The 24,934-nt window shown below is 67.3% G+C and carries 23 protein-coding genes and 1 pseudogene; 16 read left to right on the forward strand and 8 right to left on the reverse strand.

Features of this window, described 5'->3' with window-relative positions:
* A pseudogene (locus Q0L89_RS14395) lies at positions 1–936 on the reverse strand (N-methylproline demethylase); the annotation flags it as partial.
* Positions 937–1,175: 239 nt separating this feature from the next.
* Here Q0L89_RS14395 and Q0L89_RS14400 point away from each other — a divergent pair.
* Positions 1,176–1,412: an Lrp/AsnC ligand binding domain-containing protein gene (locus Q0L89_RS14400; RefSeq protein WP_296766490.1), complete on the forward strand. Its 237-nt coding sequence runs from the start codon at positions 1,176–1,178 to the stop codon at positions 1,410–1,412.
* 4 nt (positions 1,413–1,416) lie between these two features.
* Here Q0L89_RS14400 and Q0L89_RS14405 read toward each other — a convergent pair whose 3' ends face one another.
* Positions 1,417–2,187 (reverse strand): DeoR/GlpR family DNA-binding transcription regulator, encoded by a 771-nt coding sequence (locus Q0L89_RS14405; RefSeq protein WP_296766492.1) that lies wholly within the window; start codon positions 2,185–2,187, stop codon positions 1,417–1,419.
* A 329-nt stretch (positions 2,188–2,516) separates the two neighbouring features.
* On the opposite strand from Q0L89_RS14405, the gene Q0L89_RS14410 reads away from it, so the two are divergent.
* The 5 genes from Q0L89_RS14410 to Q0L89_RS14430 all read left to right on the forward strand — a co-directional run bounded on the left by Q0L89_RS14410 (position 2,517) and on the right by Q0L89_RS14430 (position 8,473).
* Positions 2,517–4,103, forward strand: coding sequence for an ABC transporter substrate-binding protein (locus Q0L89_RS14410; RefSeq protein WP_296766495.1), 1,587 nt, complete (start codon positions 2,517–2,519; stop codon positions 4,101–4,103).
* A gap of 16 nt (positions 4,104–4,119) precedes the next feature.
* Positions 4,120–5,076, forward strand: coding sequence for an ABC transporter permease (locus Q0L89_RS14415; RefSeq protein ID WP_296766496.1), 957 nt, complete (start codon positions 4,120–4,122; stop codon positions 5,074–5,076).
* Complete coding sequence (locus Q0L89_RS14420; protein ID WP_296766499.1) at positions 5,073–5,891, forward strand: ABC transporter permease; 819 nt, start codon at positions 5,073–5,075, stop codon at positions 5,889–5,891. The genes Q0L89_RS14415 and Q0L89_RS14420 overlap by 4 nt, the downstream gene beginning before the upstream one ends.
* Complete coding sequence (locus Q0L89_RS14425) at positions 5,884–7,521, forward strand: ABC transporter ATP-binding protein (protein ID WP_296766500.1); 1,638 nt, start codon at positions 5,884–5,886, stop codon at positions 7,519–7,521. Before Q0L89_RS14420 ends, Q0L89_RS14425 begins: the two co-directional genes overlap by 8 nt.
* Before the next feature lie 115 nt (positions 7,522–7,636).
* Entirely contained in the window at positions 7,637–8,473 is an 837-nt protein-coding gene (locus tag Q0L89_RS14430) for an alkaline phosphatase family protein (protein WP_296766503.1), read from the forward strand.
* On the opposite strand, the gene dtd is transcribed toward Q0L89_RS14430, so the two are convergent.
* The 3 genes from dtd to Q0L89_RS14445 form a co-directional block, all read right to left on the reverse strand.
* Entirely contained in the window at positions 8,470–8,907 is a 438-nt protein-coding gene (dtd, locus tag Q0L89_RS14435) for a D-aminoacyl-tRNA deacylase (protein ID WP_296766506.1), read from the reverse strand. The genes Q0L89_RS14430 and dtd overlap by 4 nt on opposite strands.
* A gap of 29 nt (positions 8,908–8,936) precedes the next feature.
* Positions 8,937–9,611: a nitroreductase gene (locus Q0L89_RS14440; protein ID WP_296766509.1), complete on the reverse strand. Its 675-nt coding sequence runs from the start codon at positions 9,609–9,611 to the stop codon at positions 8,937–8,939.
* 70 nt (positions 9,612–9,681) lie between these two features.
* Complete coding sequence (locus tag Q0L89_RS14445) at positions 9,682–10,107, reverse strand: tellurite resistance TerB family protein (protein ID WP_296766511.1); 426 nt, start codon at positions 10,105–10,107, stop codon at positions 9,682–9,684.
* Between the two features lie 126 nt (positions 10,108–10,233).
* On the opposite strand from Q0L89_RS14445, the gene Q0L89_RS14450 reads away from it, so the two are divergent.
* The 7 genes from Q0L89_RS14450 to betA all read left to right on the forward strand — a co-directional run bounded on the left by Q0L89_RS14450 (position 10,234) and on the right by betA (position 20,039).
* Entirely contained in the window at positions 10,234–11,808 is a 1,575-nt protein-coding gene (locus tag Q0L89_RS14450; RefSeq protein ID WP_296766513.1) for a lysine--tRNA ligase, read from the forward strand.
* A gap of 274 nt (positions 11,809–12,082) precedes the next feature.
* A complete protein-coding gene (locus Q0L89_RS14455) occupies positions 12,083–14,368 on the forward strand; it encodes a glycosyl hydrolase family 28-related protein (protein ID WP_296766515.1) in 2,286 nt (761 codons plus the stop codon).
* A gap of 140 nt (positions 14,369–14,508) precedes the next feature.
* On the forward strand, positions 14,509–15,105 hold the full coding sequence (locus Q0L89_RS14460) for a LysE/ArgO family amino acid transporter (protein ID WP_296766539.1): 597 nt from the start codon (positions 14,509–14,511) through the stop codon (positions 15,103–15,105).
* Between the two features lie 52 nt (positions 15,106–15,157).
* Complete coding sequence (locus Q0L89_RS14465; protein ID WP_296766517.1) at positions 15,158–16,069, forward strand: DMT family transporter; 912 nt, start codon at positions 15,158–15,160, stop codon at positions 16,067–16,069.
* A gap of 110 nt (positions 16,070–16,179) precedes the next feature.
* Positions 16,180–16,764 carry a transcriptional regulator BetI gene (gene betI / locus Q0L89_RS14470; RefSeq protein ID WP_296766520.1) on the forward strand — a complete coding sequence of 195 codons (585 nt, stop codon included), beginning with the start codon at positions 16,180–16,182 and terminating at the stop codon, positions 16,762–16,764.
* 49 nt (positions 16,765–16,813) lie between these two features.
* Positions 16,814–18,280 (forward strand): betaine-aldehyde dehydrogenase, encoded by a 1,467-nt coding sequence (betB, locus tag Q0L89_RS14475; protein ID WP_296766523.1) that lies wholly within the window; start codon positions 16,814–16,816, stop codon positions 18,278–18,280.
* Positions 18,281–18,380: 100 nt separating this feature from the next.
* Positions 18,381–20,039: a choline dehydrogenase gene (gene betA / locus Q0L89_RS14480; protein WP_296766541.1), complete on the forward strand. Its 1,659-nt coding sequence runs from the start codon at positions 18,381–18,383 to the stop codon at positions 20,037–20,039.
* A 101-nt stretch (positions 20,040–20,140) separates the two neighbouring features.
* On the opposite strand, the gene Q0L89_RS14485 is transcribed toward betA, so the two are convergent.
* Both Q0L89_RS14485 and Q0L89_RS14490 read right to left on the reverse strand, forming a co-directional pair.
* Positions 20,141–21,115 (reverse strand): DUF2927 domain-containing protein, encoded by a 975-nt coding sequence (locus Q0L89_RS14485; RefSeq protein WP_296766526.1) that lies wholly within the window; start codon positions 21,113–21,115, stop codon positions 20,141–20,143.
* Positions 21,116–21,217: 102 nt separating this feature from the next.
* Positions 21,218–22,030, reverse strand: a complete 813-nt coding sequence (locus Q0L89_RS14490; protein WP_296766528.1) for a pseudouridine synthase — start codon at positions 22,028–22,030, stop codon at positions 21,218–21,220.
* A 96-nt stretch (positions 22,031–22,126) separates the two neighbouring features.
* Between Q0L89_RS14490 and Q0L89_RS14495 the strand changes: the two genes are divergently transcribed.
* The gene (locus tag Q0L89_RS14495) at positions 22,127–22,585 is read left to right on the forward strand and encodes a nucleoside deaminase (protein ID WP_296766530.1); all 459 of its coding nucleotides are present in this window, start codon (positions 22,127–22,129) and stop codon (positions 22,583–22,585) included.
* 142 nt (positions 22,586–22,727) lie between these two features.
* On the opposite strand, the gene Q0L89_RS14500 is transcribed toward Q0L89_RS14495, so the two are convergent.
* Positions 22,728–23,423, reverse strand: coding sequence for a metal-dependent hydrolase (locus Q0L89_RS14500; protein WP_296766532.1), 696 nt, complete (start codon positions 23,421–23,423; stop codon positions 22,728–22,730).
* Positions 23,424–23,572: 149 nt separating this feature from the next.
* On the opposite strand from Q0L89_RS14500, the gene gatC reads away from it, so the two are divergent.
* Positions 23,573–23,860: an Asp-tRNA(Asn)/Glu-tRNA(Gln) amidotransferase subunit GatC gene (gene gatC, locus Q0L89_RS14505; protein WP_296766534.1), complete on the forward strand. Its 288-nt coding sequence runs from the start codon at positions 23,573–23,575 to the stop codon at positions 23,858–23,860.
* A gap of 61 nt (positions 23,861–23,921) precedes the next feature.
* Positions 23,922–24,934: amidase (locus Q0L89_RS14510; RefSeq protein WP_296766537.1), on the forward strand; the 1,013-nt coding region annotated here is incomplete at its 3' end.

Here is a 24,934-nt window from a genome sequence, read left to right on the forward strand (position 1 = left end):
CGCGGCCACGGCGTGGCGGGCGGTGGCCACGTCGGGGATGCGCGCGGCGTGGAAGGTGGGCATGCCGGTTTCCGCCCGGATGGTGCCGGCGAAATCGAGGTGCGGGGCCGATTTCATGCCCTGCACCGGGATCACGTCGGTCAGGCCCGGGTCGGTTTCGATATGGCCGCGGATCACGTTGAGGAAATCGACCTGCCCCGTCGCCTTGAGCCGGCGCGAGATTTCCAGCCCCTCGGCGACCGAGATGCCGCCCTCCAGCGTTTCGTCGGCGGTGTAGCGAAAGCCGACGATGAAATCGGGGCCGACGCGGGCGCGGATGGCATCGAGCACCTCCAGCGAGAAGCGCATGCGGTTGTCGAGGCTGCCGCCATAGGGAGGCTCCAGGGTGTTGGTCAGCGGCGACCAGAACTGGTCCATCAGATGGCCGTAGGCCTGCAACTCGATCCCGTCGAGGCCCGCCGCCTGCATCCGTTCGGCGGCGTCGGCGTAATCGCTGATGATGCGCGCGATGTCCCAGTCCTCGACGCGCTTGGGAAAGGCGCGGTGCGCGGGCTCGCGTTCATGGCACGACGACACCGCCGGCAGCCAGTCGCCCTTGTTCCAGTGGGTGCGCCGGCCCAGGTGGGTCAACTGGATCATCACCGCGCAGCCGTGTTCGTGGCAGGCGTCGGTCAGCCGTTTCATCCACGGCACGACCTCGTCGCGGTAGGCCAGGATGTTGTTGAAAACGGGCGGCGAATTGCGCGACACCGCGGCCGAGCCGGCGGTCATGGTCAGCCCGACGCCGGCGCGCGCGCGTTCCTCGTGGTAGGCGCGGTAGCGGTCTTTCGGCATGCCGTCCTCGGGGTAGGCGGGCTCATGCGCGGTGGTCATGATGCGGTTCTTCAGCGTCAGGTGTTTGAGCTGGTAGGGTTGCAGCAGCGGATCGCTGGACATGGCGGCACCGGAGGGTTGTTGCGGCGGGCATCGGGGTTTGTCTGGTGGCGGTAGGTTGCCCCGGAAACGCCCCCGCGGTCAAAGCAAAACGCGACACAGGTGTCCGTAAACGCGACATTCCTGTCCAGCGCGGGGCGGTGCCGGCGATTTTGGCTTTCGCGGCCGCCGCGACTGTGGTGAATGGGGGCGGTGCGGACAGAACGGCGCGCGGGCGCGCCAGTGCATCCCCGGAGGACAACATGACCTGTGTTTTCGTACAGATCCGGTGCAAGCCGGGCACCACCTACCGCGTCGCCGAGGCGATCGTGCTGCGCGAGATTCATTCCGAGCTGTATTCGACCAGCGGCGAGTGGGACCTGCTGTGCAAGCTCTACATTCCCGCCGGCGCCGACGTGGGCAAGTACATCAACGACAACCTGATGGATATTCCCGGCATCGAGCGCACCATGACCACGCCCACCTTCAAGGCGTTCTGAGCCCTCACCCTTCGGGCGCGCAGGTCACGACACCGGTCCCCCATTCGGCGCAGCGCCGCGCCAGTTCGGGGGGCAGGGCGGCATCGGTGTAGAGCGTGTCGATCTGTTCGAGTGACGCGATGCGCGCCGGGGCGGTGCGTTGCAGCTTCGAATGGTCGGCCACCAGCTTGGTGCGGCGCGACTGGCGGATGATCGTCTGGCTGACGGTGACCTCCTGCACGTCGAAATCGAGGATATCGCCGCTGGCGTCGAGGGCCGAGCAGCCGATCACCGCGACATCGACCTTGAACTGCTCGATCACCTTGGTGGTCAGACTGCCGATCAGCCCGCCATCGGTGCGGCGCAGCACGCCGCCGGCGACGATCACCTCGATATCGGCGTTGCCGGCCAGGATGTTGGCCACGTTCATGTTGTTGGTCACCACCATGAGGTTGTGGTGGCGCAGCAGTTCCGATGCCACCGCCTCGGTCGTGGTGCCGATGTTGAGGAACACCGACGCGCCATCGGGGATGCCGCGCGCGCAGGCGCGCGCGATGCGGGTCTTGGCGGTGGCGTTGAGGCGGCGGCGTTCGTCGTAGCCGATATTGCTGACCCCCGAGGGCAGGATGGCGCCGCCGTGCACGCGCTCCAGCTTGCCGGCCTCGGCCAGGTCGGTCAGGTCGCGGCGAATCGTCTGGACGGTGACGCCGAGGCGCGCGGCCAGCCCCTCGACGGTGACCTTGCCTTCGCTGCGGGCGATTTCCAGGATGTCGGGCTGCCGGAACGACTGGCTCATGGGGGGCTCCTTTGTGCCGACTATTTTGCAAAAGGGCCCGTCGTGCAAGCGGTCAGCGGGCGGTGCCGCGACAGCGGGTCTTGCCGTGCCCGGCGCCGCGGTGGCGCGGATGACGCAACGGAATGGCATGAAGGCTGACGGGCTGAAAAACGACGCGACGATCTGCATTTGCGACACCGATCAGGGTAGATGATGTGGCCGGCGGTATTGGCGTTGTCATGAAAACGCGGAGTTTTTGCTTGATACACGAGGTGCAATCGGCATTGTTGACTCGTCAGTCAATGACCCGGAAGACCGGGACCAAGACATACCGACAGGGGGATGTATCCATGAAAGACCAGATCGAATACCTCAAGAAGCGGGTTGGCCAGGGCCGTATCACCCGGCGCGAATTCGTCGGCCGGCTGGGGGCGCTGGGCGTCAGCGCCGCGATGGCCAACGTGATGATGGCCCAGGCGGTGCGTGCCGAGGGGCCCAAGAAGGGCGGTCACCTCAAGATGGGCTCGGTCGGCGGCGAAAGCACCAACTCGCTGGACCCGGCCGCCGCCGCCAGCCAGGTACCCTATTACAACCTCAACCTTTTCGGTGACACGCTGGTCGAGGTGACGCCGGACGGCAGTCTGGGCAACCGCCTGGCAGAGGAGGTCAGCTCCAGCCCCGATGCGAAGACCTGGATGTTCAAGATTCGCAAGGGGGTCGAATTCCACAACGGCAAGACCCTGACGCCCGAGGACGTGCTGCGCACGATGGAGCGCCATTCCAACGAAGACTCCAAATCGGGCGCCCTGGGCATCATGCGCGGCATCGAATCGATGAAGGTCGAGGGCGACGTGTTCTCGGTCACGCTCAAGACGCCGAATGCCGACCTGCCTTACCTGATGGGCGACTACCACTTGCAAATTCAACCCGATGGCGGGTTCGACAACCCCGGCGCGGGCATCGGTACGGGGCCCTACATCCTTGAGGCCGACGAGCCCGGCGTGCGCCACCTGTGGAAGCGCAACCCCAATTACTGGGACGACAGCCGCGGCCATGTGGACAGCGTTGAGATCCTGGTCATCAACGATGCCACCGCGCGGATGGCGGCGCTTCAGTCGGGGCAGGTGCACCTGGTCAACCGCGTCGACCCCAAGGTTGCCGCGCTGGTCGACCGGGCGCCCGGCGTGCGGGTCGAGAGCGATTCGGGGCCGGGGCACTACGTGTTCATCATGCATGTCGATACCGAGCCGTTCTCGAAAAACGACCTGCGCCTGGCGCTGAAATACGCCATCGACCGCGAAGAGATGGTCGACAAGGTCCTGCGCGGCTATGGCTCGGTCGGTAACGACATGCCGATCAACGCGGCCTATCCGCTGTTCGACGAGTCGATCCCGCAGCGCGAGCAGAACCTTGAAAAGGCGGCCGAGCATTACCGCAAGTCCGGTCACGACGGCAGCCCGATCATCCTGCGCGTTTCCGATGTCGCCTTTCCCGGCGCCATAGAGGCGGCGCAACTGTTCCAGCAAAGCGCCGAGGCGGCGGGCATCCCGCTGGAGCTCAAGCGCGAGCCGGGCGATGGGTACTGGTCGGAAGTGTGGAACAAGCAGCCCTTTTGTGCCTCGTACTGGAGCGGGCGTCCGGTGCAGGACCAGATGTATTCGACCGCCTACCTGTCGACCGCGGACTGGAACGACACCCGCTGGAAGCGCGAGGATTTCGACAAGATACTGCTGGAGGCGCGCGCCGAGCTGGACCCGGACAAGCGCAAGGCGCTTTATTCGAAAATGGGCCGGATGATCCGCGACGAGGGCGGTCTGATCTGCCCGATGTTCAACGACTTCATCACCGGCGTCAGCGACGAGGTTCGGGGCTGGGTCAACGACCCGACCGGCGAGACGATGTCGGGGCAATGGTCGTCCAAGCTTTGGCTGGCGTGAGGCGGGGCGCGGCTGAATGCATCCCGTCGTGAAACTAGTGGTCCAGCGCGTTGCGCTGGGCCTGTTGCTGTTGCTGGCCGCCTCGGTGCTGATCTTCGCTGGCACCATGATTTTGCCCGGCGACGTGGCGCAGTCGATCCTGGGCCAGTCGGCCACGCCCGAGGCGCTGGCCAACCTGCGCGCCGAGCTGGGCCTGAACGAGCCGCCGGTGACGCGCTATTTCAACTGGCTGTTCGGGGTGCTTCAGGGCGACCTGGGCACTGCGCTGACCAATGGACAGGACATCGCAACCTCGATGGGGCGGCGGTTGTCCAACACGCTGTTCCTGGCGTTCTGGGCCGCGGTGGTGGCGGTGCCGCTGGCGATCTTCCTGGGGCTGCTGTCGGTGCTTTACCGCGATCGCTGGCCCGACAAGTTGATTTCGGCGGTGTCGCTGGCGTCGATCTCGATCCCGGAATTCCTGATCGGCTATGTGCTGATGTATTTCGTGGCGGTTCAGTTGGGGTGGTTTTCCACCGTGGCAATGATCAACGATTCGATGTCGGTGCTGGAAAAGCTCAACGCCATCGCCCTGCCGGTTGCGGTGCTGACGCTGGTGGTGCTGGCCCACATGATGCGCATGACGCGGGCGGCGATCCTCAACGTGATGCAGTCGGCCTATATCGAGACCGCCGAGTTGAAGGGGCTGAGCGCGTTTCGGGTGATTTTTCGCCACGCTTTTCCCAACGCCATCGCGCCGGTGGTCAACGTGGTGATGCTCAACCTCGCCTACCTGGTGGTGGGCGTCGTGGTAATCGAGGTGGTGTTCGTCTACCCCGGCATGGGGCAGTACCTGGTCGATCACGTGTCAAAACGTGACGTGCCGGTGGTGCAGGCCTGCGGGCTGGTCTTTGCCGCCGTCTATATCGGGCTGAACATGGTGGCAGACATTGTCGCGATCCTGGCCAACCCGCGGCTGAGGCACCCGAAATGAGGGGTGTGCCGGTATCCGCCCTGATCGGGTTTTTCTTTACCGCCGCCTATTTCCTGGGGGCCATTTTCGCGCCGCTGGTCGCGCCTTACGGCCTGGCGGAGGTGGTCGGCGACGTATGGGAGCCGGCTTCGCGCACCCACCTTCTGGGCACCGACAGCATCGGGCGCGACCTGTTGACGCGGATGATCTACGGCGGGCGCACGACCATCTTCATCGCCACCATGGCGACGCTGCTGAGCTTTGTCACCGGGTCGGTGCTGGGGTTCCTGGCGGCGGTACTGGGCGGCTGGATGGACCAGGTGATGTCGCGGCTCGTCGATCTGCTGATGTCGATCCCGACACTGATCTTCGCGCTGGTGGTGCTGTCGGTGATGCCGGTAACGATCCCGGTGCTGATCGTGGTCATGGGGTTGCTGGATTCGACGCGGGTCTACCGTCTGGCGCGCGCGGTGGCGGTGGATATCAACGTGATGGATTTCGTCGAGGCCGCGCGCCTGCGCGGCGAGGGGCGCGGCTGGGTGATCTTTCGCGAGATCCTGCCCAATGCCCTGTCGCCGCTGGTGGCGGAAATGGGGCTGCGATTCATTTTCGCGGTGCTGTTCGTCTCGACGCTATCGTTTTTGGGGCTGGGCGTGCAGCCGCCCGCCGCCGACTGGGGCGGCATCGTCAAGGAAAATAAGGACGGGATCGTCTATGGCATCCCGGCGGCGCTGGTGCCCGCCTTTGCCATCGCGACGCTGGCGATCTCGGTCAACCTGGTGGCGGACTGGGTTCTGAACCGCACCACAAGCCTGAAAGGGGGGCGCGGTGGCTGATCCGCTGTTGAAGGTGCGCGATCTGAAGATCGAGGCGACGGCCTACCCGCCGGGCGAGCCGCCGCAGGACATCACCATCGTCGAAGGGGTGTCGTTCGCGCTGGAAAAGGGCCGGGTGCTGGGTTTGATCGGCGAATCCGGCGCCGGCAAGTCGACCATCGGGCTGAGCGCCATGGCCTACGGGCGTGGCGGCGTGCGGATCACCGGCGGCGAGGTATGGGTGAACGGACGCGATGTCCTCAAGCTGGGCACCGCGGGGCTCAGGCGACTGCGCGGCGCCGAGGTGAGCTATGTCGCGCAATCCGCGGCAGCCGCGTTCAACCCGGCGCGCAAGATCATGGACCAGGTCATCGAGGCGACGATCATTCATGGCCGCGCCAGCCGCCAGGCGGCGCACGCGCGGGCCGTGGCGCTGTTTTCCAAGCTGAGCCTGCCCGAGCCCGAAACCTTTGGCGACCGCTATCCGCACCAGGTATCGGGCGGGCAGTTGCAGCGCGCGATGACGGCGCTGGCGCTGTGCCCCGAACCGGAACTGGTGATCTTCGACGAACCGACCACGGCGCTGGACGTGACCACGCAGATCGACGTGCTGGCGGCGATCAAGGATGCCATCCGCGACACCGGGGTGGCGGCGCTTTACATCACTCATGACCTGGCGGTGGTGGCACAGGTCAGCGACGACATCATGGTGCTGCAGGGCGGCCACCAGGTGGAGTACGGCACCGCCGAGCAGATCATCAACGCCCCGCGCGAGGACTATACCCGCGCGCTGGTGTCTGTCCGCTCGATCCGACACGAGGAAAAGCAGCCCGGCGGCGATCCGGTCCTGGAGGTCAGCAATGTCACCGCCCGCTACAAGGGCACCAAGTTCGACGTGCTGCACGATGTCAGCGTGGCGCTGGACGCGGGCCAGACGCTGGCGGTGGTGGGTGAAAGCGGGTCGGGAAAATCGACGCTGGCGCGGGTGATAACGGGGCTGTTGCCGCCCGCGCACGGGCAGATCGCCTTTGCCGGGCGGCGCCTGTCGCCCGATCTTGCCGGGCGAACGCGCGACGATCTGCGCGAGGTGCAGATGATCTACCAGATGGCCGACGTGGCGATGAACCCGCGCCAGACCGTGGGCACCATCATCGGCCGGCCTTTGCAGTTCTATTTCGGCCACCGCGGGGCCGAGAAACGCCGCCGGGTGACCGAGCTGCTGGAAAAGATCGAGCTGGGCACGGGCTACATCGATCGCTACCCGGCCGAGCTGTCGGGTGGGCAGAAACAGCGCGTGTGCATCGCCCGCGCGCTGGCCGCCGAGCCGCGCATGATCATCTGTGACGAGGTGACCTCGGCGCTTGATCCGCTGGTCGCGGACGGTATCCTCAAGCTGTTGCTGGACTTGCAGAAAATCGAGAACGTGGCCTACCTGTTCATCACCCACGACCTGGCGACGGTGCGGGCCATCGCCGACAGCATCGCGGTGATGTACCAGGGCCGGGTAGTGCGCTACGGGACCAAGAGCCAGGTGCTGTCGCCGCCGTTCGACGATTACACCGACCTGTTGTTGTCGTCGGTGCCGGAAATGAAGCTGGGCTGGCTGGAAGAGGTCATCGCGCATCGCAAGATGGAGAGTGCGGGGCATTGAGGCGGGCCGCGGCAAAGGGGGCTTTCTGCCCCCTCTTGGCCTGCGGCCAATTCACCCCCGAGGATATTTTCGGCCAGAAGAAGCACGCATCGGCGCGACGGAACAGGGAAAATACATGAAACACAAGCTCTTGCTGATCATCCTTGACGGCGTGCCGCTGCGCAACTGGCGGCGGCTGTTCGGCAACCTGGAAGGCTGGGTCGCGTCGGGGGACGCTCAAAGCTGGACCGTCCGGTCGGTTCTGCCGTCGATTTCGGCCAGTTGCTATGCCTCGATCCACACCGGGGTCAGCCCGCAGGTGCATGGCTGCACCGGCAACGGAAACGTGTTCCGGCTGTCGCAGCCGGACGTGTTCGGGCAGGTGCGCAAGGCCGGCGGCGTGACCGGCGCGGTGGCGCATTCGTTCTGGTCGGAGTTCTTCAACCGCGCGCCTTTTGATCGGGTGCGCGACATCGAGTATGACGAGCCCGACAGCGACAGCATCAACCACGGTCGGTTCCACACCATGACCGGCTACGGGCTGATCAACCAGATGACGCCCAGCGATGTCGATCTGTTCGCCACGCTGACCAATCTTTGCGCCAGGTTTTCCCTGAATTACGGCATGCTGCACACCTGCACGCTGGACAGCATGGGGCACAGGTTTTTCCACGACTGCCAGGAGATGGACCATGCCTGCCTGGTGATGGACGAGATGCTGGCGCCGTTCATCCCGAAATGGCGCGAGCTGGGCTACGAGGTGATCGTGACTGCCGATCATGGGCAGGATGCGCGCGGCCATCACGGTGGGAGCGACCCTTTGCAACAGGACGCGGCGCTTTACTATTTTGGCCCCGCCCGCGGCCCCGAGCCGGGCACGGTGCTGGACCAGTTGCAACTGGCGCCGACGATCCTGAGCCGGCTGGGCGCGCCGGTGCCCGATACCATGCGTGGCGTGGTGTTTCTGGGCTAGATATCCAGCCAGATGGTCATCGGGCCGTCATTGGTCAGATCCACCTGCATCTCGGCCCCGAACTGGCCGGTCTGGGTGGCAATTCCCATGTTTTCCAGGTGCTTGGCAACGTCCAGGTAAAGGGCCTCGGCCTCGTCGGGCGGGGCGGCGGCGGAAAATCCGGGTCGGTTGCCGCGCGCGGTGTCGGCGGCCAGCGTGAACTGGCTGATGACCAGTGCCCCGGCGCCGGCGTCGAGCGCCGAGAGGTTGGTCTTGCCCGCGTCGTCGCGGAAGATGCGCAGCCGCGCCACTTTGGCGGCCAGCTTTTCCGCCGCGGCCGCGTCGTCGCCGCGCATGGCGCAGACCAGCAGCAACAGTCCCGGCCCGGTGCGGCCGACGACCCGGCCGTCCACGCTGACGCTGGCATGGGTGACACGCTGGACGAGGGCACGCATTGGGTCCGGTTCCCTGCTTGGGGCGCGCGTCAGTCGCGCCAGTCGATGATCTGGTCGAGCGGCGCGCGATCGGTGCGGAACGCGTTGGCCGGGTGGTCGGGGTCGGTGTAGCCCAGCGAAATACCGCAAAGGATCAGGCGGTGCGCGGGCATCCCGAGTTCGGCTCGCAGGGTGGGCGCGTAGGCGGCCACGGCGGCCTGCGGGATGGTGGCCACCCCGAGCGCCTGCGCCGCGAGCGTGAAGGCGGCGACGAAGCCGCCGGTATCCATCGCGCCGTAAGGGCCCAAATCGGCCTCGGAACTGACGATAGCGACATGCGGCGCGCCGAAGAAGCGATAGTTTTCAAGCATCTGAGCGTGGCGCGCGGCGTGGTCGTCGCGGGTGATGCCGACCGCTTCGTAAAGCTGGAAGCCACAGGTGCGTCGCCGGTCCTGGTAGACGCCGGTGTAACGGTCGGGCCAGGGCAGATCGGGCGCCGGGGCGTCGGTTTCGACGGCGCGCAGCAGCGCCGCGCTCAGCCGTGCGGTTTGCGCAGGCGCGGTGATGGTCACCTGCCAGGGCTGCGCGTTGCACCACGATGGCACGCACCCCGCAGCGGCGACGATACGCTCGATCACCGGGCGCGGGACCGGGTCGGGACGGAAGCTGCGGCAGCTATGACGGTCGTGCAAGAGCTGCGTCAAGGTGTCGAATGCGTCGGTCATGGTGCAATTCCCGGTTGCGTGGGCCGCGCCATAGCCCAGGCCGGGGCCGGACGAAAGGGGGGGCGCCGCGTTAGCCGGGCAAATGGCGGGCGCGGGCACCGCGCTCGATCGCGGCGGCGTGCAGGCGGTCGATGGTCAGCTCGTATCGGATTTCCTCGAGCAGGCGCAGTTCTTCCTCGTGCAGGGTGCCATCGGCGGCGGCGACGTCGCAGGCCAGCGCGTAGGCGGTCTCGAACAGGTGCTCGGGCAGGTTGTCACGCACCAGTCCGAACAGCGCGTCGAGCCCGTCTTCCTGTTCGAACAGGTCGAATACCGTTTGCGCCATGATGTGCATGCGGTCGATATCGTAGGCGGCGAAGACGGGCAGGTTGTTCACCGCCTGTTCGATCTTGACCAGTTCGGCGGTGCGCAGTTGCTCGTCCGACGCCGAGACGGCGATCATCAGCGCCACGAGGCTGTCCTGCGGGGTGAGCGGGTGGGGGATCTCGCGGGTCATCGGGGCTCCTGCGCCTGGGGCGGTGTTGCAGCGCAGAATATTGACTGTCGCGCCCCGCCGCAATAGGAAGCGTCGGTCTGCCGCGCATGGGGCGCGCGCGGACCATTTGCGATTTGGAGCCTGTCGATGTCCGATCTGCGTGACGCCGCCCTCGTGTCGAAAGCCTGGCCCTTCGAGGAAGCGCGCAAGCTGGTCAAACGCTATGACAAGGCGCCGCCCGAAAAGGGGCATGTGTTGTTCGAAACCGGCTATGGCCCCAGCGGTTTGCCGCATATCGGCACCTTCGGCGAGGTGGCGCGCACCACCATGATCCGCCGCGCGTTCGAGTTGATCAGTGATATCCCGACGCGGCTGGTGTGCTTTTCCGACGATCTGGACGGCATGCGCAAGGTGCCCGACAACGTGCCCGACCCGCGGGCCCTGGACGCGCACATGCAAAAGCCGCTTTCGGACGTGCCCGACCCGTTCGGCACCCACGACAGCTTCGGCGCGCACAACAATGCCATGCTGCGGCGTTTCCTGGATACGTTCGGGTTCGAGTACGAGTTCATCAGTGCCACCGAGTTCTACCGCTCGGGGCGTTTCGACGCGGTGCTGCTGCGCGCCGCCGCGGCCTATGACGAGATCATGGCGGTGATGCTCAAAAGCCTGCGCGAGGAGCGCCGGCAAACCTATTCTATCTTCCTGCCCATCCACCCCGAGACGGGCCGCGTTCTTTACGTGCCGATGAAGCACGTCGACGGGCGCGCGGGCACCGTCACCTTCGACGATGAGGACGGGCGCGAGTGGACGCTGCCGGTGACGGGCGGCAATGTGAAGCTGCAGTGGAAACCCGATTTCGGCGCCCGCTGGGCGGCGCTGGGCGTTGATTTCGAGATGTACGGCAAGGACCATTCCACCAACACGCCGATCTACGACCGCATCTGCGAGATTCTCGGTGGCCGCAAACCCGAGCATTTCATCTACGAATTGTTCCTCGACGAGAATGGCGAGAAGATCAGCAAATCCAAGGGCAACGGTCTGACCATCGACGAATGGCTGAGCTATGCCAGCACCGAGTCGCTGTCGTACTACATGTTCCTCAAGCCGCGCACCGCCAAGCGGTTGTCGTGGGACGTGATCCCCAAGGCGGTGGACGAGTATCACCAGCAATTGCGCGCCTATCCCGGACAGGACGCCAAGGCCCGCGTCAACAACCCGGTCTGGCACATTCACGGCGGCAGCCCGCCGGAAAGCCGCATGGTGGTGCCGTTCTCGATGCTGCTGAACCTGGCCAGCGTGTCGGGCGCCGAGGACCGGGCGACGCTGTGGGGGTTCATCCGCCGCTACGCGCCCGAGGCCAGCCCGGAGGCCAACCCCGACCTCGACCAGGCGGCGGGGTTCGCGGTGCGCTACTACAACGATTTCGTCAAGCCCGAGCGCGCCTGCCGTGCGCCTACCGACCTGGAGCGCGAGGCATTGCGCGATTTGCGCGATCGGCTTGCGGCCTATGACGGTCCGGTGGAGGACGAGGCGCTGCAATCCATCGTCTACGCGGTCGGGCGTGACCGGTTCGAGCCGCTGCGCGACTGGTTCCGCGCCCTTTACGAGGTGCTGCTGGGCGCCAGCCAGGGGCCGCGTTTTGGCGGGTTCATCGCGCTTTACGGGGTGGATGAAACGGTGGCCCTGATCGACAGGGCGCTGGTGGGCGAACTGGCCTGAGACCGGGTTGGGGGGTGCGGCCCCTCTTGGCCTGCGGCCCCAAGAAACGCTGCTTGCCGCGCGGGTCTTCATCTTTCCCCAAGTACTCCCGCCGGAGGCCCCGCACTATCGACGTGCCGGGCACGGGTTCTGACGGGCGCCGTCACGGTTGTCTCAGGTGTCGTTAACCTTTGCCATGCCATTTCCTTTCCCTTCCGGGTGCCAGGCCCGGAGGACCGGATATCGGCCGCGGCTGCCTGTCGGGGTGGCGCGCGGCGGCAGGAAAGGGAAGCGAATGAACAAGGCGATTACCGACGGCATCGTATTTATGCCCCCCACGTTCGCGGCGGGGCTCGATCAATGGTCCTCGCAGGAGGGCACGCCGGGCTCGGACACCTATGCCGACGCGCTCAACGCCGCGCTGGTTCCGGCGGACCAGGATTTCGGCGGTGCGCTGGAGCTTCAGAAGGTCGATGCGGTGCAGAAGCTGCGCTACATGGGCGAGACGCCGCTCTTGCCGGGCTGCTACCTGCGCATCACCGCGCGTATCAAGGCGATCAGCGGCAACCTGCCTTTGGTGCGCATCGCCGGTTGGGCGGGCAGCCCCGGTGGCGCGCATGTGCCCGGGCTGACCGAAACCGGGCCGGAGGTGACGCTTCAGGCCTACGGCGAGGTCGTCGAGGTCAGCGCCATCGTCGGCGCGGGGGCGCGACAGGGGGTCGACATGGTCTGGGGGGCCGAGCCGGTTTTCGGCCATTTCGGGCTCGACCTGACCGGGCCTTCGGGCGGCATCGTGCGAATAGACGACCTGGTGATCGAGGACGTCACCCGTGTCTTCCTGCGCGACATGATGAACTGGGTCGACGTGCGCGACTACGGCGCCATCGGCGACGGGGTGACCGATGACAGCGCCGCCTTTCATGCCGCCGACGCCGCCGCACAGGGGCGGCGGGTGCTGGTTTCGGCGGGCACTTACCGGCTGGCACAGAACGTCACCTTTGAGAGCCCGGTGCAGTTCGAGGGCACCGTGCAGATGAATGACGACACGCGGCTGGTGCTGAGCCGCAATTTCGACCTGCCCTCGTATATCAACGCCCTTGGAGACGAGGTGCAGGCCTTTCGCAAGGCGTTCCAGGCGCTGCTCAACAATGCCGACCACGAGTCGCTGGATCTGGGCGGGCGGCGGATCAATCTGAGCGCACCGATCGACATGCAGGCGGCGGTGGCCAACCGCACGCAATACGCGCAGCGCCGCCACATCCACAACGGCCAGTTCTACGTCGAGGTCTCGCCCGAATGGGAGACCGGCGTGGTCACCTCGCAGGCCAGCTATGACCCGGCCGATCCGCTGCGCCTGACCGGGGTGGTCAACGTGGCCAACATCCCCGTCGGCGCGCTGATCGAGGGGGCGGGCGTAGGCCGCGAGGTCTATGTGCGCGCGCGCAACGTGGGCACGCAGGAGATCACGCTGTCGATGCCGCTTTTCGATGCGGCCGGCACACAAGCGTTCACATTCCGACGCTTCAAGTACCTCCTCGATTTCACCGGGTTCGACCAGTTGTCGAAGTTCTCGATGTCCGACATCGAGTTCCAGTGCAACGGTCGCGCCAGCGCCGTGATCCTGGCGCCGACGGGGCTGATCTTCCAGTTGCGCGACTGTTTCATCACCCGTCCCAAGGATCGCGGGCTGACCAGTATCGGCATTGGCTGCCAGGGGATGCTGATCGACCGCTGCCAGTTCCTGACCGACCAGGGAAACATGCGCGCGCAGGATCGCACGGTGATCGGGCTCAATGCCAACGCCAACGACGTGAAGCTGCGCAACAACCGCATCACGCAGTTCCGGCATTTTGCGGTGCTGGGCGGCACCAGTTCGATCGTCAGTGGCAATCACTGGTTCCAGGGCGATAATGAGCCGCAGGGCGTGCGCACCGCCGGGCTTGTGCTGACATCGACGCACAACCGCGTCACGATCAGCGGCAACTACATCGACAATTGTTTCATCGAGTGGGCCAACGAGCACGACCCGCATCCGCCCTTTGCCGGCGAGTTCTCGTTCAGCGCGCTGAACATCGCCGACAACATCTTCCAGGCGATCGACGTGGCGCCGTGGTTCCGGTTCGTCGTGGTCAAACCCTACGGGCCCGGGCATTTCATCGACGGGCTGACCATGGTGGGCAACATGTTCCGGGCGATCCGCGGCCATATCGACCGGGTCGAGCACGTCGATACCAGCTTTGCCGGCCTCGACTACGACCGGATGCGCAACATCGTGGTGAAGGGCAACATGTTCAACGCGGTCGAGCAGAGCGTCACCAACCCGGTGGTGATTCAGCATGACCAGGCAACGCCCGCCGCGACCTGGGTGATCGACGGCGCCGGCTTGCTTGCCTTCGGCGGCAACGCGCGCAATGTCGATGCGCTGGTGATGCGCAGCCGTGTCAAGGACGCGGCGAACACCACGCGCCACGAGATGCCCTACGCGTTCACCGCGCAGGGCGCAAACCGCGATCAGGTGCATCTTGGCTGGCCCGAGCCGATGTCGGGCAAGGCGTCGGTGACCGTGCGCATGGACAACTGAGCGCGAGCGCCGGGCGCAACAACCGGCCAGCCCTCTCCCGCCCGGTTCCGGTCTGCGATGGAGGGACTTTTTGCGCTGGACCGACCGCGGGACGGTGTTTAGGGCCACCGAAGCAGGGGTCGCGGGGGCAAAGCATGAGCATCGAGGCATTTCTGGCCGGATTCGGGTTGGGGTTTTCGCTGATCCTGGCGATCGGGGCGCAGAACGCCTTTGTCCTGCGGCAGGGAATCCGGCGCGCGCATGTCCTGGCGGTGGTGCTGACCTGCGCAGTCAGCGATGCGGTGCTGATCGCCGCCGGGGTGGCAGGGTTCGGCGCGCTGATCGCGGCCGTCCCTTGGCTGGAACCTGTGATGCGCTGGGGCGGGGCGGCCTTTCTGCTGATCTATGGCGCGCGGGCCTTCCTGGCGGCGTGGCGGGGTGACGAGACGCTGCAAGCGAGCGGCACCGCGCAGGGGCGGCGCGCGGCGGTGCTGACCTGCCTGGCGCTGACATGGGCGAACCCGCATGTCTACCTCGACACGGTGGTGTTGCTGGGCTCGGTCGCGGCGCAATACGAAGCGCATAGCAGCTTTGCGCTGGGTGCAATCCTTGCCAGTTTCGTCTTTTTCTTCGCGCTGGGCTATGGTGCGCGGCTCTTGGCGCCCTTGTTTGCAAGGCCCGGCGCGTGGCGCGTGCTGGATCTGGGCGTCGGTGCGGTGATGTGGAGCGTCGCCGCGATGCTGATCCGAGGGGTATGACCCGCACGGCGCGGGGCTTGCGCCCGTCCGTGCGGCGTGTGTTGATGGGCCGATGCACACGCGCGAGGCAATCGAGCCACGCCCTGTCTTGGGCGTTTTCTGGATGGTCGTCACCGGCGTTCTGTTCGTCGGCGTGACGGCATTGGTGAAATACCTCGGCACCGACATCCCGGCGGCGCAGGCGGCGTTCCTGCGCTATGCGATCGGGCTGGTGTTCATGGCTCCGTTGTTGCGCCCCATCGTGGAAATGCGGCTGACGACACGGCAGTGGGGGTTGTTCGCGCTGCGCGGGCTGGCGCACGCGGTTGGCGTTGTGCTGTGGTTCTTCGCCATGGCACGCATTCCGATCGCCGACGTGACGGCGATGAACTACATGTCGCCCATCTATATCACCCTGGGCGCGGCGTTGTTTCTGGGCGAGCGGCTGGCGCTGCGGCGCATCACGGCGGTCATCGTGGCGCTGCTGGGCGCGCTGATCATCCTGCGCCCCGGCTTCCGCGAGATCGGGCCGGGGCATCTGGCGATGCTGGGCACGGCGTTCGTCTTTGGTGTTTCCTACCTGGTGACCAAGCCGCTGAGCGAGGAATTCAGCGCCGGCATCGTGGTGGGTATGCTGTCGTTCTGGGTGACGCTGGGCCTTGCGCCGATGGCAGCAGTCGTCTGGGAGCCTCCCGGCTGGCATGCCATCGCGGTGCTGGCCGCGGTGGCGGCGCTGGCCACGGCGGGGCACTACACGATGACGCTGGCCTTTTCGGTCGCGCCGGTGACGGTGACGCAGCCGGTGACGTTTCTGCAACTGGTCTGGGCGGTGGCGCTGGGCGCGCTGGTGTTCGGCGAGGCGGTTGATCCGTGGGTGGTGGCCGGGGGCCTGGTGATCCTGGGCTCGGTCACCTTCATCACCTGGCGCGAGGCGGTGCTCAAGCGCCGGGTGATCACGCCGCCGCCGGCGGCGACCAGGCTTTGATCCGTGGCCGCCGGGGCTCGCGGCGGGCCGGGCGGACGTCGAATTTTATTGATTGACTAGTCAATCAAGCTCGACATAGCCTGCACCGACCCCTTGGGACGGAGAGGATGATGCCAAAGCTCGGAGTGGAGCCGCTGCGCCGCGCGGCACTGGTGGAGGCCACAATTGGCGCCATCGGCGAGGCGGGCACCCTGGACGTGACGGTGGCGAAAATCGCGCGCCGCGCCGGCATGTCGAGCGCGCTGGCGCACCACTATTTCGGCGGCAAGGAGCAGATATTCCTGGCCGCGATGCGCCACACGCTGACCGTCTACGGCGCCGAGGTGCGCGGCGCCCTGGCCATGGCGCAGGGCCCCGAGGCGCGGATCGAGGCGATCGTGCGCGCCAGTTTCAGCGATTCGCATTTTCGCCGCGAGGTGATCGCGACATGGCTGAACTTCTACGTCCTGGCGCAAACATCGGCACAGGCGAATCGGCTGTTGTGCCTCTACCAGCGACGGTTGCGCAGCAACCTGCGCCACGGGCTGCGTCCGCTCATCGGCGCGCGCGCCGGACCGGTGGCCGACCGGCTGGCGGCGCTGATCGACGGCTTCTACCTGCGTCATTCGCTGGGCATCGACCAACCCGACGGCGCCGCCGCGGCCGAACAGGTGTTGCGAAGCCTGTCGCTGGAACTGGCGCACGGCATCCATTGAACCGCCGCGCGTTCCCGCCTCAACTCATCACCCAACCCGGATGACCCGCATGCCAGACCGACCGCAGACCCAGGCGCAAGCCAGCCATTTCATCGACGGCGCCTATGTCGAGGACAGCGCCGGCGCGCCCATCGAGGTGATCCACCCCGCCAGCGAAGAGGTCATCGCCACCGTTCACGCCGCCACGTCGGCGGTGATCGACCGCGCGATCACATCCGCCCGCGCGGCACAGCGCGACTGGGCCGCCCTGTCGGGGGGTGAACGCGGACGGGTGTTGCGCCGCGCCGCCGACATCATGCGCGCGCGCAACCGCGAACTGTCGGAACTGGAAACGATGGACACCGGCAAGCCGTTGCAGGAAACGCTGGTTGCCGACGCCACCAGCGGCGCCGATGCGCTGGAATATTTCGGCGCCCTGGCGGCGTCGATCAACGGCGAGCATATCGCGCTGCCGGGTGGCGACTGGGCCTATACCATGCGCGCGCCGCTGGGCCTGTGCGTCGGCCTGGGGGCGTGGAACTATCCCACCCAGATCGCCTGCTGGAAGGCGGCGCCGGCGCTGGCGTGCGGCAACGCGATGGTGTTCAAGCCGTCCGAGGAAACGCCGCTTTGCGCGCTGAAACTGGCCGAGATCCTGATCGAGGCCGGCGCGCCGGCGGGGCTGTTCAACGTGGTACAGGGCGCCGGCGCGGTCGGCGCGGCGCTGGCCACCGACGCACGGGTGGACAAGGTCAGCCTGACCGGGTCGGTGCCCACCGGGCGCAAGGTCTATGCCGCAGCCGCCGACGGGATGAAGCACGTCACCATGGAAATGGGCGGCAAGTCGCCGCTGATCGTTTTCGACGATTCCGATCTGGAAGACGCGGTCGGCGGCGCCATCATGGGCAATTTCTATTCGTCGGGGCAGGTGTGCTCGAACGGCACGCGGGTGTTCGTGCAGCGCGGGCTGCACGCGGCGTTCCTTGAGCGGCTGACCGAGCGCCTGGCCGGCGTGGTGATCGGCGACCCGATGGACGAGGCGACCAATTTCGGCCCGCTGATCAGCGCCGGGCAGATGGAGATCGTGCAGGGTTATATCGCCAAGGGGGCGGAAGAGGGCGCGCGGCTGGTCTGCGGCGGCCAGCGGCTGGACCGGCCGGGCTATTTCCTGACGCCCGCGGTGTTCGCGGATGTACGCGACGACATGGTGATCGCGCGCGAGGAGATTTTCGGCCCGGTGATGAGCGTTCTGGCTTTCGACGACGAAGACGGGGTCATCGCCCGCGCCAACGATACGCAATTCGGCCTGTCGGCCGGGGTGTTCACACGCGACATCGCGCGTGCGCATCGGGTCATCGGGCAATTGCAGGCCGGAAGCTGTTTCATCAACTCCTACAACGACGCACCGGTCGAGGTGCCGTTCGGCGGTGTCAAGATGTCGGGCGTGGGGCGCGAGAACGGCACCGCCGCGATAGCGCATTACAGCCAGCTCAAATCGGTATACGTGCGCATGGGGCGGATGGAGGCGCCGTTCTGATGGCCACCGCCCCGGCGCACCGCCCACCCGCCCGCCCCGCTGCGCCGGGGCGATGGCCCGGCCATTTGCGGCCATGGCCCGGTTGCGCAGGGAGGGCATGGTGCAGGCGGATTACGTGATCGTGGGCGCCGGCAGCGCCGGCTGTGCGATGGCCTTGCGGCTGGCCGAGGCGGGGCGCTCGGTGCTGGTGGTCGAGCACGGCGGCTCGGACGCGGGGCCGTTCATCCGCATGCCCGGCGCGCTGAGCTACCCGATGAACATGGCGCGTTACGACTGGGGCTACCGCACCGAGCCCGAACCGCGCCTGGGCGGGCGGCGCCTGGCCTGTCCGCGCGGCAAGGTGATCGGCGGGTCGTCGTCGATCAACGGCATGGTCTACGTGCGCGGGCATGCGCGCGATTTCGACCACTGGCGCGACATGGGCGCGCGCGGCTGGGGCTATGCCGATGTGCTGCCCTATTTCCGGCGCATGGAGTGCTGGCACGATGGCGACCATGGCGGCGACCCGGCCTGGCGCGGCACCGACGGGCCGTTGCACGTCACCCGCGGGCGCCGCGACAACCCGCTCACGCGCGCCTTCGTCGAGGCCGGGCGCGAGGCGGGCTACGAGTTGACCCACGACTACAACGGCGAAAAGCAGGAGGGTTTCGGCCCCTATGACATGACCGTGTGGAAGGGGCGGCGCTGGTCAGCGGCGGACGCCTATCTCAGGCCGGCGCTGGCGCACCCCAACTGCGTGCTGGTGCGTGCCTTCGTGCGCCGCGTGGTGATCGAGGATGGCCGCGCCATCGGCGTCGAGGTCGACCGCGGCGGCCGGCGCGAGGTCATCGCCGCGCGGCGCGAGGTGGTGTTGGCGGCGTCAAGCATCAACTCGCCCAAGCTGTTGATGCTGTCGGGCATCGGCCCGGCGGCGGAACTGACCGCGCATGGCATCGACGTGGTCGCCGATCGCCCCGGCGTGGGCGCCAATCTGCAGGATCACCTGGAGGTTTACGTGCAGATGGCGGCGTCTCGGCCGGTGAGCCTTTACAAGTACTGGAACCTTGCCGGCAAGGCCTGGGTCGGGCTGCGCTGGCTGCTGACGCGCAGTGGGCCGGGCGCCAGCAACCAGTTCGAGAGCGCCGGGTTCGTTCGCTCGGCGGCGGGGGTGGACTACCCTGACATCCAGTTCCATTTCCTGCCCATCGCGGTGCGCTATGACGGGCGCGCCGCGGCCGAGGGGCACGGTTTCCAGGCCCATGTCGGCCCGATGCGCTCGCCCTCGCGCGGGCGGGTACGGCTGCGCAGCGCCGACCCGGCCGATGCGCCGGAGATCTGTTTCAACTACATGAGCACCGATCAGGACTGGCGCGATTTCCGCCGCGCGATCCGTCTGGCGCGCGAGGTTTTCGCGCAGCCCGCCTTTGCGCCATACCGGCGCCACGAGATTCAGCCGGGCGCGGCGGCGCAGAGCGACGCGGCGCTCGACGCCTTCATCCGCGACCACGCCGAAAGCGCCTTTCATCCGTGCGGCACCTGCCGGATGGGGCGCGCCGACGACGCCCATGCGGTGGTGGACGAGGAGGCGCGCGTGATCGGTGCAAGCGGGCTGCGCGTCGCCGACAGCTCGATCTTTCCGCGCATCACCAACGGCAACCTCAACGCGCCCTCGATCATGGTGGGCGAGAAGGTCAGCGATCACCTGCTGGGGCGCGCGCCGCTGCCGCCCGAGAACGCCGCCGCCTGGATACACCCGCGCTGGCAGCAGACGCAGCGCTGAGGCGCGATCAGCAATAGACAAGCGCGGCCGCACGCGGCCGGGGCCGCCCGGCGTGTCAGGCGCCCCGGGCAGGGGGGAAACGCGATTGAACGCGATGCGCGTCAGCTAGCCCCGGCGGTAAGCCCGGCGGCGATGCGGCGCAGGATCGGGCGCGCCTGCGCGGGGCTCATGCCGGGGCGCAGGCGGGGGTCGTAGAGCATCTGCATCAGCTTCTCGTCATGCGTGGTCAGCAACGCGAACTCGTCGTCGTCGTTGAAGATCGAGGGCCGTGCCTCGGGGCTGTCATTGGGCAGGCCAAGGCCCTGCGCGATTTCCTCGTGATAGCACGAGCGGCGCAGCAGGTCGGGGTGCTCGGCCCGGACCACGGCGACGGCACGGCGATAGGCGGCATCGTTGTCGGCACCCGAGAAGGCGAAGACGAAGCAATGGATGGCACGCGGCAGGCGGTCGAACAGGCGCATGGCGCTTGGATTGACATCCGGCACCATCGCGCGCACCCGGGCCTTGGCGGCGGGACGGTCGTCTTCGCCCAGCACCAGCACCAGGAAATTGGGGTCGCGGTCGACCATGCGGATCGGGTGGCCGGTCAGCCGTGCCAGGCGCGTCGCATAGCGTGACAGCGTGGCGCGGTCGGCGCGGCGTATCCCGGTCGGCACCGAGGCGCCGAATTCGATCCCGAGGCGCACCGGCACGTCCCAGCGGCGCAGCACGCCGGGCTTCCCGTCCGACGCGGTCAGCCCGGCGCCGCGCTGATATTCGTCGAAAAGGGCAATGCGTTCGAAATTGCGCACCAGCATCGCGGCTGTATGGGGTGTATCCACGCCGCCGCCATCGGTGCGCAGCAGCCCCTTGGCCAGAAGCTGGCTTTGCAGCCGCGCGTAATGGCGCGACAACAATTCGCTGCGCGCCGAGGGCTCGGGCGCCGACAACGTGTCGGGGCGCGCTTGCGGCGCTGTGGGCCGGGGGTCATCGCCTGCGGGCAGGCAGGCGGCCAGCGCCAGCAAGGCACCACCGCCAAGCGCGGCACGGATCGTGCGTGCGCGGGCGGCCGGGGGCTGGCGGGTCGCGGCGGTCATCTGGCGGGCGCTCCGGGCGGTTGCGTGGGTGTCTTCGGGCAGCAGGATATATACATCAGTATAGCGGGGCAGCGGCCATTATTCCAGATCGGCTGGTACATCTCAGCGCCGCGACCTCTGTGGGCGCCGCGCCTTGCCAGCCCGCGCCGCGGTACCTGTACGCGCGGCATCTCCGTCAGCGCCGGCGTCGAGGCCCAGTTGGTCGCGCAGCACGCGGCGGCGGATCTCTTCCACCTCGCCGGGCTTCAACTGGCCCAGCTGGAACGGGCCATAGGAGACCCGGATCAGCCGGTTCACGCTCAGCCCGAGCGTGTCCATGGCGCGGCGAACCTCGCGGTTGCGGCCCTCGCGCAGACCCACGGTGACCCAGGCATTGGCGCCCTGTTGCCGGTCGAGGGTAACCGTCATCGGCTGGAACACCTCGCCGTCGATCTCGATACCCTTGCGCAACGGGTCGAAATCGCTGTCCTGCGGCCGTCCCTTTAGGCGCACCCGGTACTTGCGCAACCAGCCGGTGCTGGGCAGTTCCAGCCGGCGCTTGATGGCACCGTCATTGGTCAGCAGCAGCAGACCCTCGGACCCGAGGTCGAGCCGGCCGACGCTCATCACCCGTGGCATGTCGTCGGGCAGCTTGTCGAAAATGGTCGGGCGCCCCTTTTCGTCGTGCGTGGTGGTCACCAGCCCTGCGGGTTTGTGGTAAAGCCACAGGCGCGGCGGCTCGGGCGCGGCAAGGGGGCGGCCGTCGACGGCGATCCGTGTCCCCGGTGCGACGTTGAGCGCCGGGCTGTCGATCACCCGGCCATCGACGCTGACGCGACCTTCGGCGATCAGGCGCTCGGCGGCGCGGCGCGAGGCCACGCCGGCGCGGGCGATGACCTTGGCGATGCGTTCGCCGGGGGGGCTGCTGTCGGTCACGGGTCGGGGGCCTCTTTTTCTGCCGCTGCGGTCGGGCTGCATGCATAGCCCGGAATCGCGTATTGCGAAAGCGCCGATAGCGGGGCAAGCAGGGGTATGGTGTTCAACAGCCACATGAAGGCCGCGCTGGCCGAGGCGCGCGCTGCCGCCCGGCGCGGCGAGGTGCCGGTGGGCGCGGTGCTGGTCGCGCCGGACGGGCGCATCCTGGCGCGGGCGGGCAACCGCACGCGCGAATTGCGCGATCCCACCGCCCATGCCGAAATGCTGGTGATCCGCGCCGCCTGCGCGGTGCTGGGCAGTGAAAGGTTGAGCGGCTGCGCGCTATACGTGACGCTGGAGCCGTGCCCGATGTGCGCGCAGGCGATCTCGGCGGCGCGCATCGCGCGGCTCTGCTACGGTGCCGCCGACCCGAAATCGGGTGGCATCGCGCAGGGGCCGCGCATCTTCGGCCATCCGCAATGTCACCACGTCCCGGAAATCGTCGACGGCATCGCTGCGCCCGAGGCCGAGGCGTTGCTCAAGACCTTCTTCGCCGCCCGCCGTGATGCCCGATAGACCGCCTCCGGCGGGAGTATTTTTGGAAAGATGAAGCACGGGTGTCTCTTGCGTCTATCGGATTTCTTCTGGCCACAAATATCCCGGGGGAGTCGCGCGTGAAACGCGCGGCGGGGGCAGCGCCCCCATGCCCGGCCCGGCGTCAGATGGTGACTGTCTCCAGCACCTCGGGCGTGCGCACATCGACCCCGGGCAGAGCCTTGATCAGCGCATCGGCGGATTGCTCCAGCAGCGGGAAGGTCTTGTAGTGGCACGGGATCACCGTCTTGAAGTCGAAGAAGCGCCTGGCGGCGTAGGCGGCGCGCGCCATGTCCATGGTGAAATGTCCGCCGGCGCACAGGATGCCGATATCGGGCTTGTGCAGGTCGGCCAGCACGTCCATGTCGGCCATCACGTCGGTGTCGCCGGACACATAGATGGTGTGGCCTTCGCCCGCGATCATGAACCCCGATTCGTGCCCGGTGTAGACCGGTGCGCCGTCGTCACCGGCCAGCGACGACGAATGCGCGGCGTTGACCATCGTCACCGCGACATCGCCCAGCATCACGGTGCCGCCCTTGTTGAAGCCCACGGTGTCGATGCCGTGCTGCTTTTCCAGCCAGCCGGCGAGGTCGAAGATGGTAACCACCGGGATGTCGAGTTCCGCGGCGATGGGGCCGGCATCGTTGACGTGATCGAAATGGCCATGGGTGACCAGCACGTGGGTGGCCCCGGCGATGGCCTCGGCGCGTCGGTCCTCGGGGAAGACGGGGTTGCCGGTGACCCAGGGGTCGATCAGCAGCACCTGATCGCCGATCTCGATGCGGAAACCGGAATGGCCCAGCCATGTGAGTTTCATTGCCTTGCTCCTTTTTGGGTGTTCGCTGCTGCGTTTCAGACTAGCACGCCACGCCGCCGCGATCACAGGGCAAAGGCGCGCGGCCTGGTGCTTGCAGGCGCGCCGTCGGGGCGCTATGGACGGGCGCGACGCGACAACGGAGCCTGGCCATGTCCATCGACCTCGAAACCGCCGCCCGAGTGGCGAAACTGGCGCGCATCCGCGTCGAGGCGGACGCGCTGCCGGAACTGGCGGACGAGTTCAACCGCATCCTGGGGTTCATCGAGCAGTTGCATGAGGTGGACATCGACGGTGTCGAGCCGATGACCGGCGTCACGCCGATGCGCCTGAAGCGCCGCGAGGACGTGGTCACCGACGGCGATCAGCAGGACAAGGTGCTGGCCAACGCGCCCGATGCGCGCGAGGGGTTCTTCGCGGTGCCCAAGGTCGTGGAATGAGTGACGATGCCCGCGCCGCAGCCGGCCGGGCAGGCGCGCGAAACGGAGTGGATGGTGTGCAATGACCGACCTCAACAGCCTGACCATCGCTGCGGCGCGTGATGCGCTGCGCGCCGGCGACCTGACCAGCATCGAGCTGGCCGACGCCTGCCTGGATGCCGTCGCGGAGGCCGGTGCGCTGGGCGCGTTCGTTCACCTGACGCCCGATCAGGCCCGCGACCGGGCGCGCGCCGCCGATGCGCGTATCGCGGCCGGCGATGCGCCGTCGATGTGCGGCATCCCCATCGGCATCAAGGATCTGTTCTGCACCGAGGGCGTGCCTGCCCAGGCCGGCAGCCGCATTCTCGAAGGGTTCCTGCCGCCCTACGAATCGACCGTCACCGCCAGGTTGCGTGACGCCGGCGCGGTGGGGCTGGGCAAGCTCAACATGGACGAGTTCGCCATGGGCAGCTCGAACGAGACATCCGTATACGGCAACGCGGTCAACCCGTGGCGGCGCGCCGATGACACGGCGCCGCTTACGCCCGGCGGCTCGTCGGGGGGCTCGGCGGCGGCGGTGGCGGCGGGCCTGTGCCTGGCCGCGACCGGCACCGATACCGGCGGCTCGATCCGCCAGCCGGCGGCATTCACCGGGATCACCGGGCTCAAGCCCACCTACGGGCGTTGCTCGCGCTGGGGAATCGTGGCGTTCGCGTCGTCGCTCGACCAGGCCGGGCCGATGACCCGCTCGGTGCGCGACGCGGCGATCATGCTGGGCGCCATGGCCGGGCACGACCCGAAGGATTCGACCAGCGCCGACATCCCCGTGCCCGATTTCGAGGCGATGCTGACCGGCGATATCCGCGGCAAGGTGATCGGTATCCCGCGCGAATACCGCATGGAGGGAATGCCCGCCGAGATCGAGGCGCTGTGGCAGAAGGGCCGCGAAATGCTGGCCGATGCGGGGGCCGAGATCCGCGACATTTCCCTGTCGCACACGCAATATGCGCTGCCGGCCTACTACGTGATCGCGCCGGCCGAGGCATCCAGCAACCTGGCGCGCTATGACGGCGTGCGCTTTGGCCACCGCGCGAC

The organism is Sediminimonas sp., from assembly GCF_024637375.1.
Lineage (GTDB): Bacteria > Pseudomonadota > Alphaproteobacteria > Rhodobacterales > Rhodobacteraceae > Sediminimonas.

Excerpts from the sequence above, each read along its gene's own strand:
- Q0L89_RS14415 (WP_296766496.1), top strand. The coding sequence starts at position 4,120 with ATGCATCCCGTCGTGAAACTAGTGGTCCAGCGCGTTGCGCTGGGCCTG.
- betI (WP_296766520.1), top strand. The coding sequence starts at position 16,180 with ATGCCAAAGCTCGGAGTGGAGCCGCTGCGCCGCGCGGCACTGGTGGAG.
- Q0L89_RS14420 (WP_296766499.1), top strand. The coding sequence starts at position 5,073 with ATGAGGGGTGTGCCGGTATCCGCCCTGATCGGGTTTTTCTTTACCGCC.
- dtd (WP_296766506.1), bottom strand. The coding sequence starts at position 8,907 with ATGCGTGCCCTCGTCCAGCGTGTCACCCATGCCAGCGTCAGCGTGGAC.
- gatC (WP_296766534.1), top strand. The coding sequence starts at position 23,573 with ATGTCCATCGACCTCGAAACCGCCGCCCGAGTGGCGAAACTGGCGCGC.
- Q0L89_RS14405 (WP_296766492.1), bottom strand. The coding sequence starts at position 2,187 with ATGAGCCAGTCGTTCCGGCAGCCCGACATCCTGGAAATCGCCCGCAGC.
- Q0L89_RS14445 (WP_296766511.1), bottom strand. The coding sequence starts at position 10,107 with ATGACCCGCGAGATCCCCCACCCGCTCACCCCGCAGGACAGCCTCGTG.
- Q0L89_RS14430 (WP_296766503.1), top strand. The coding sequence starts at position 7,637 with ATGAAACACAAGCTCTTGCTGATCATCCTTGACGGCGTGCCGCTGCGC.
- betB (WP_296766523.1), top strand. The coding sequence starts at position 16,814 with ATGCCAGACCGACCGCAGACCCAGGCGCAAGCCAGCCATTTCATCGAC.
- Q0L89_RS14500 (WP_296766532.1), bottom strand. The coding sequence starts at position 23,423 with ATGAAACTCACATGGCTGGGCCATTCCGGTTTCCGCATCGAGATCGGC.
- Q0L89_RS14410 (WP_296766495.1), top strand. The coding sequence starts at position 2,517 with ATGAAAGACCAGATCGAATACCTCAAGAAGCGGGTTGGCCAGGGCCGT.
- Q0L89_RS14440 (WP_296766509.1), bottom strand. The coding sequence starts at position 9,611 with ATGACCGACGCATTCGACACCTTGACGCAGCTCTTGCACGACCGTCAT.
- Q0L89_RS14455 (WP_296766515.1), top strand. The coding sequence starts at position 12,083 with ATGAACAAGGCGATTACCGACGGCATCGTATTTATGCCCCCCACGTTC.
- Q0L89_RS14400 (WP_296766490.1), top strand. The coding sequence starts at position 1,176 with ATGACCTGTGTTTTCGTACAGATCCGGTGCAAGCCGGGCACCACCTAC.
- Q0L89_RS14465 (WP_296766517.1), top strand. The coding sequence starts at position 15,158 with ATGCACACGCGCGAGGCAATCGAGCCACGCCCTGTCTTGGGCGTTTTC.
- Q0L89_RS14450 (WP_296766513.1), top strand. The coding sequence starts at position 10,234 with ATGTCCGATCTGCGTGACGCCGCCCTCGTGTCGAAAGCCTGGCCCTTC.
- Q0L89_RS14495 (WP_296766530.1), top strand. The coding sequence starts at position 22,127 with ATGGTGTTCAACAGCCACATGAAGGCCGCGCTGGCCGAGGCGCGCGCT.
- Q0L89_RS14485 (WP_296766526.1), bottom strand. The coding sequence starts at position 21,115 with ATGACCGCCGCGACCCGCCAGCCCCCGGCCGCCCGCGCACGCACGATC.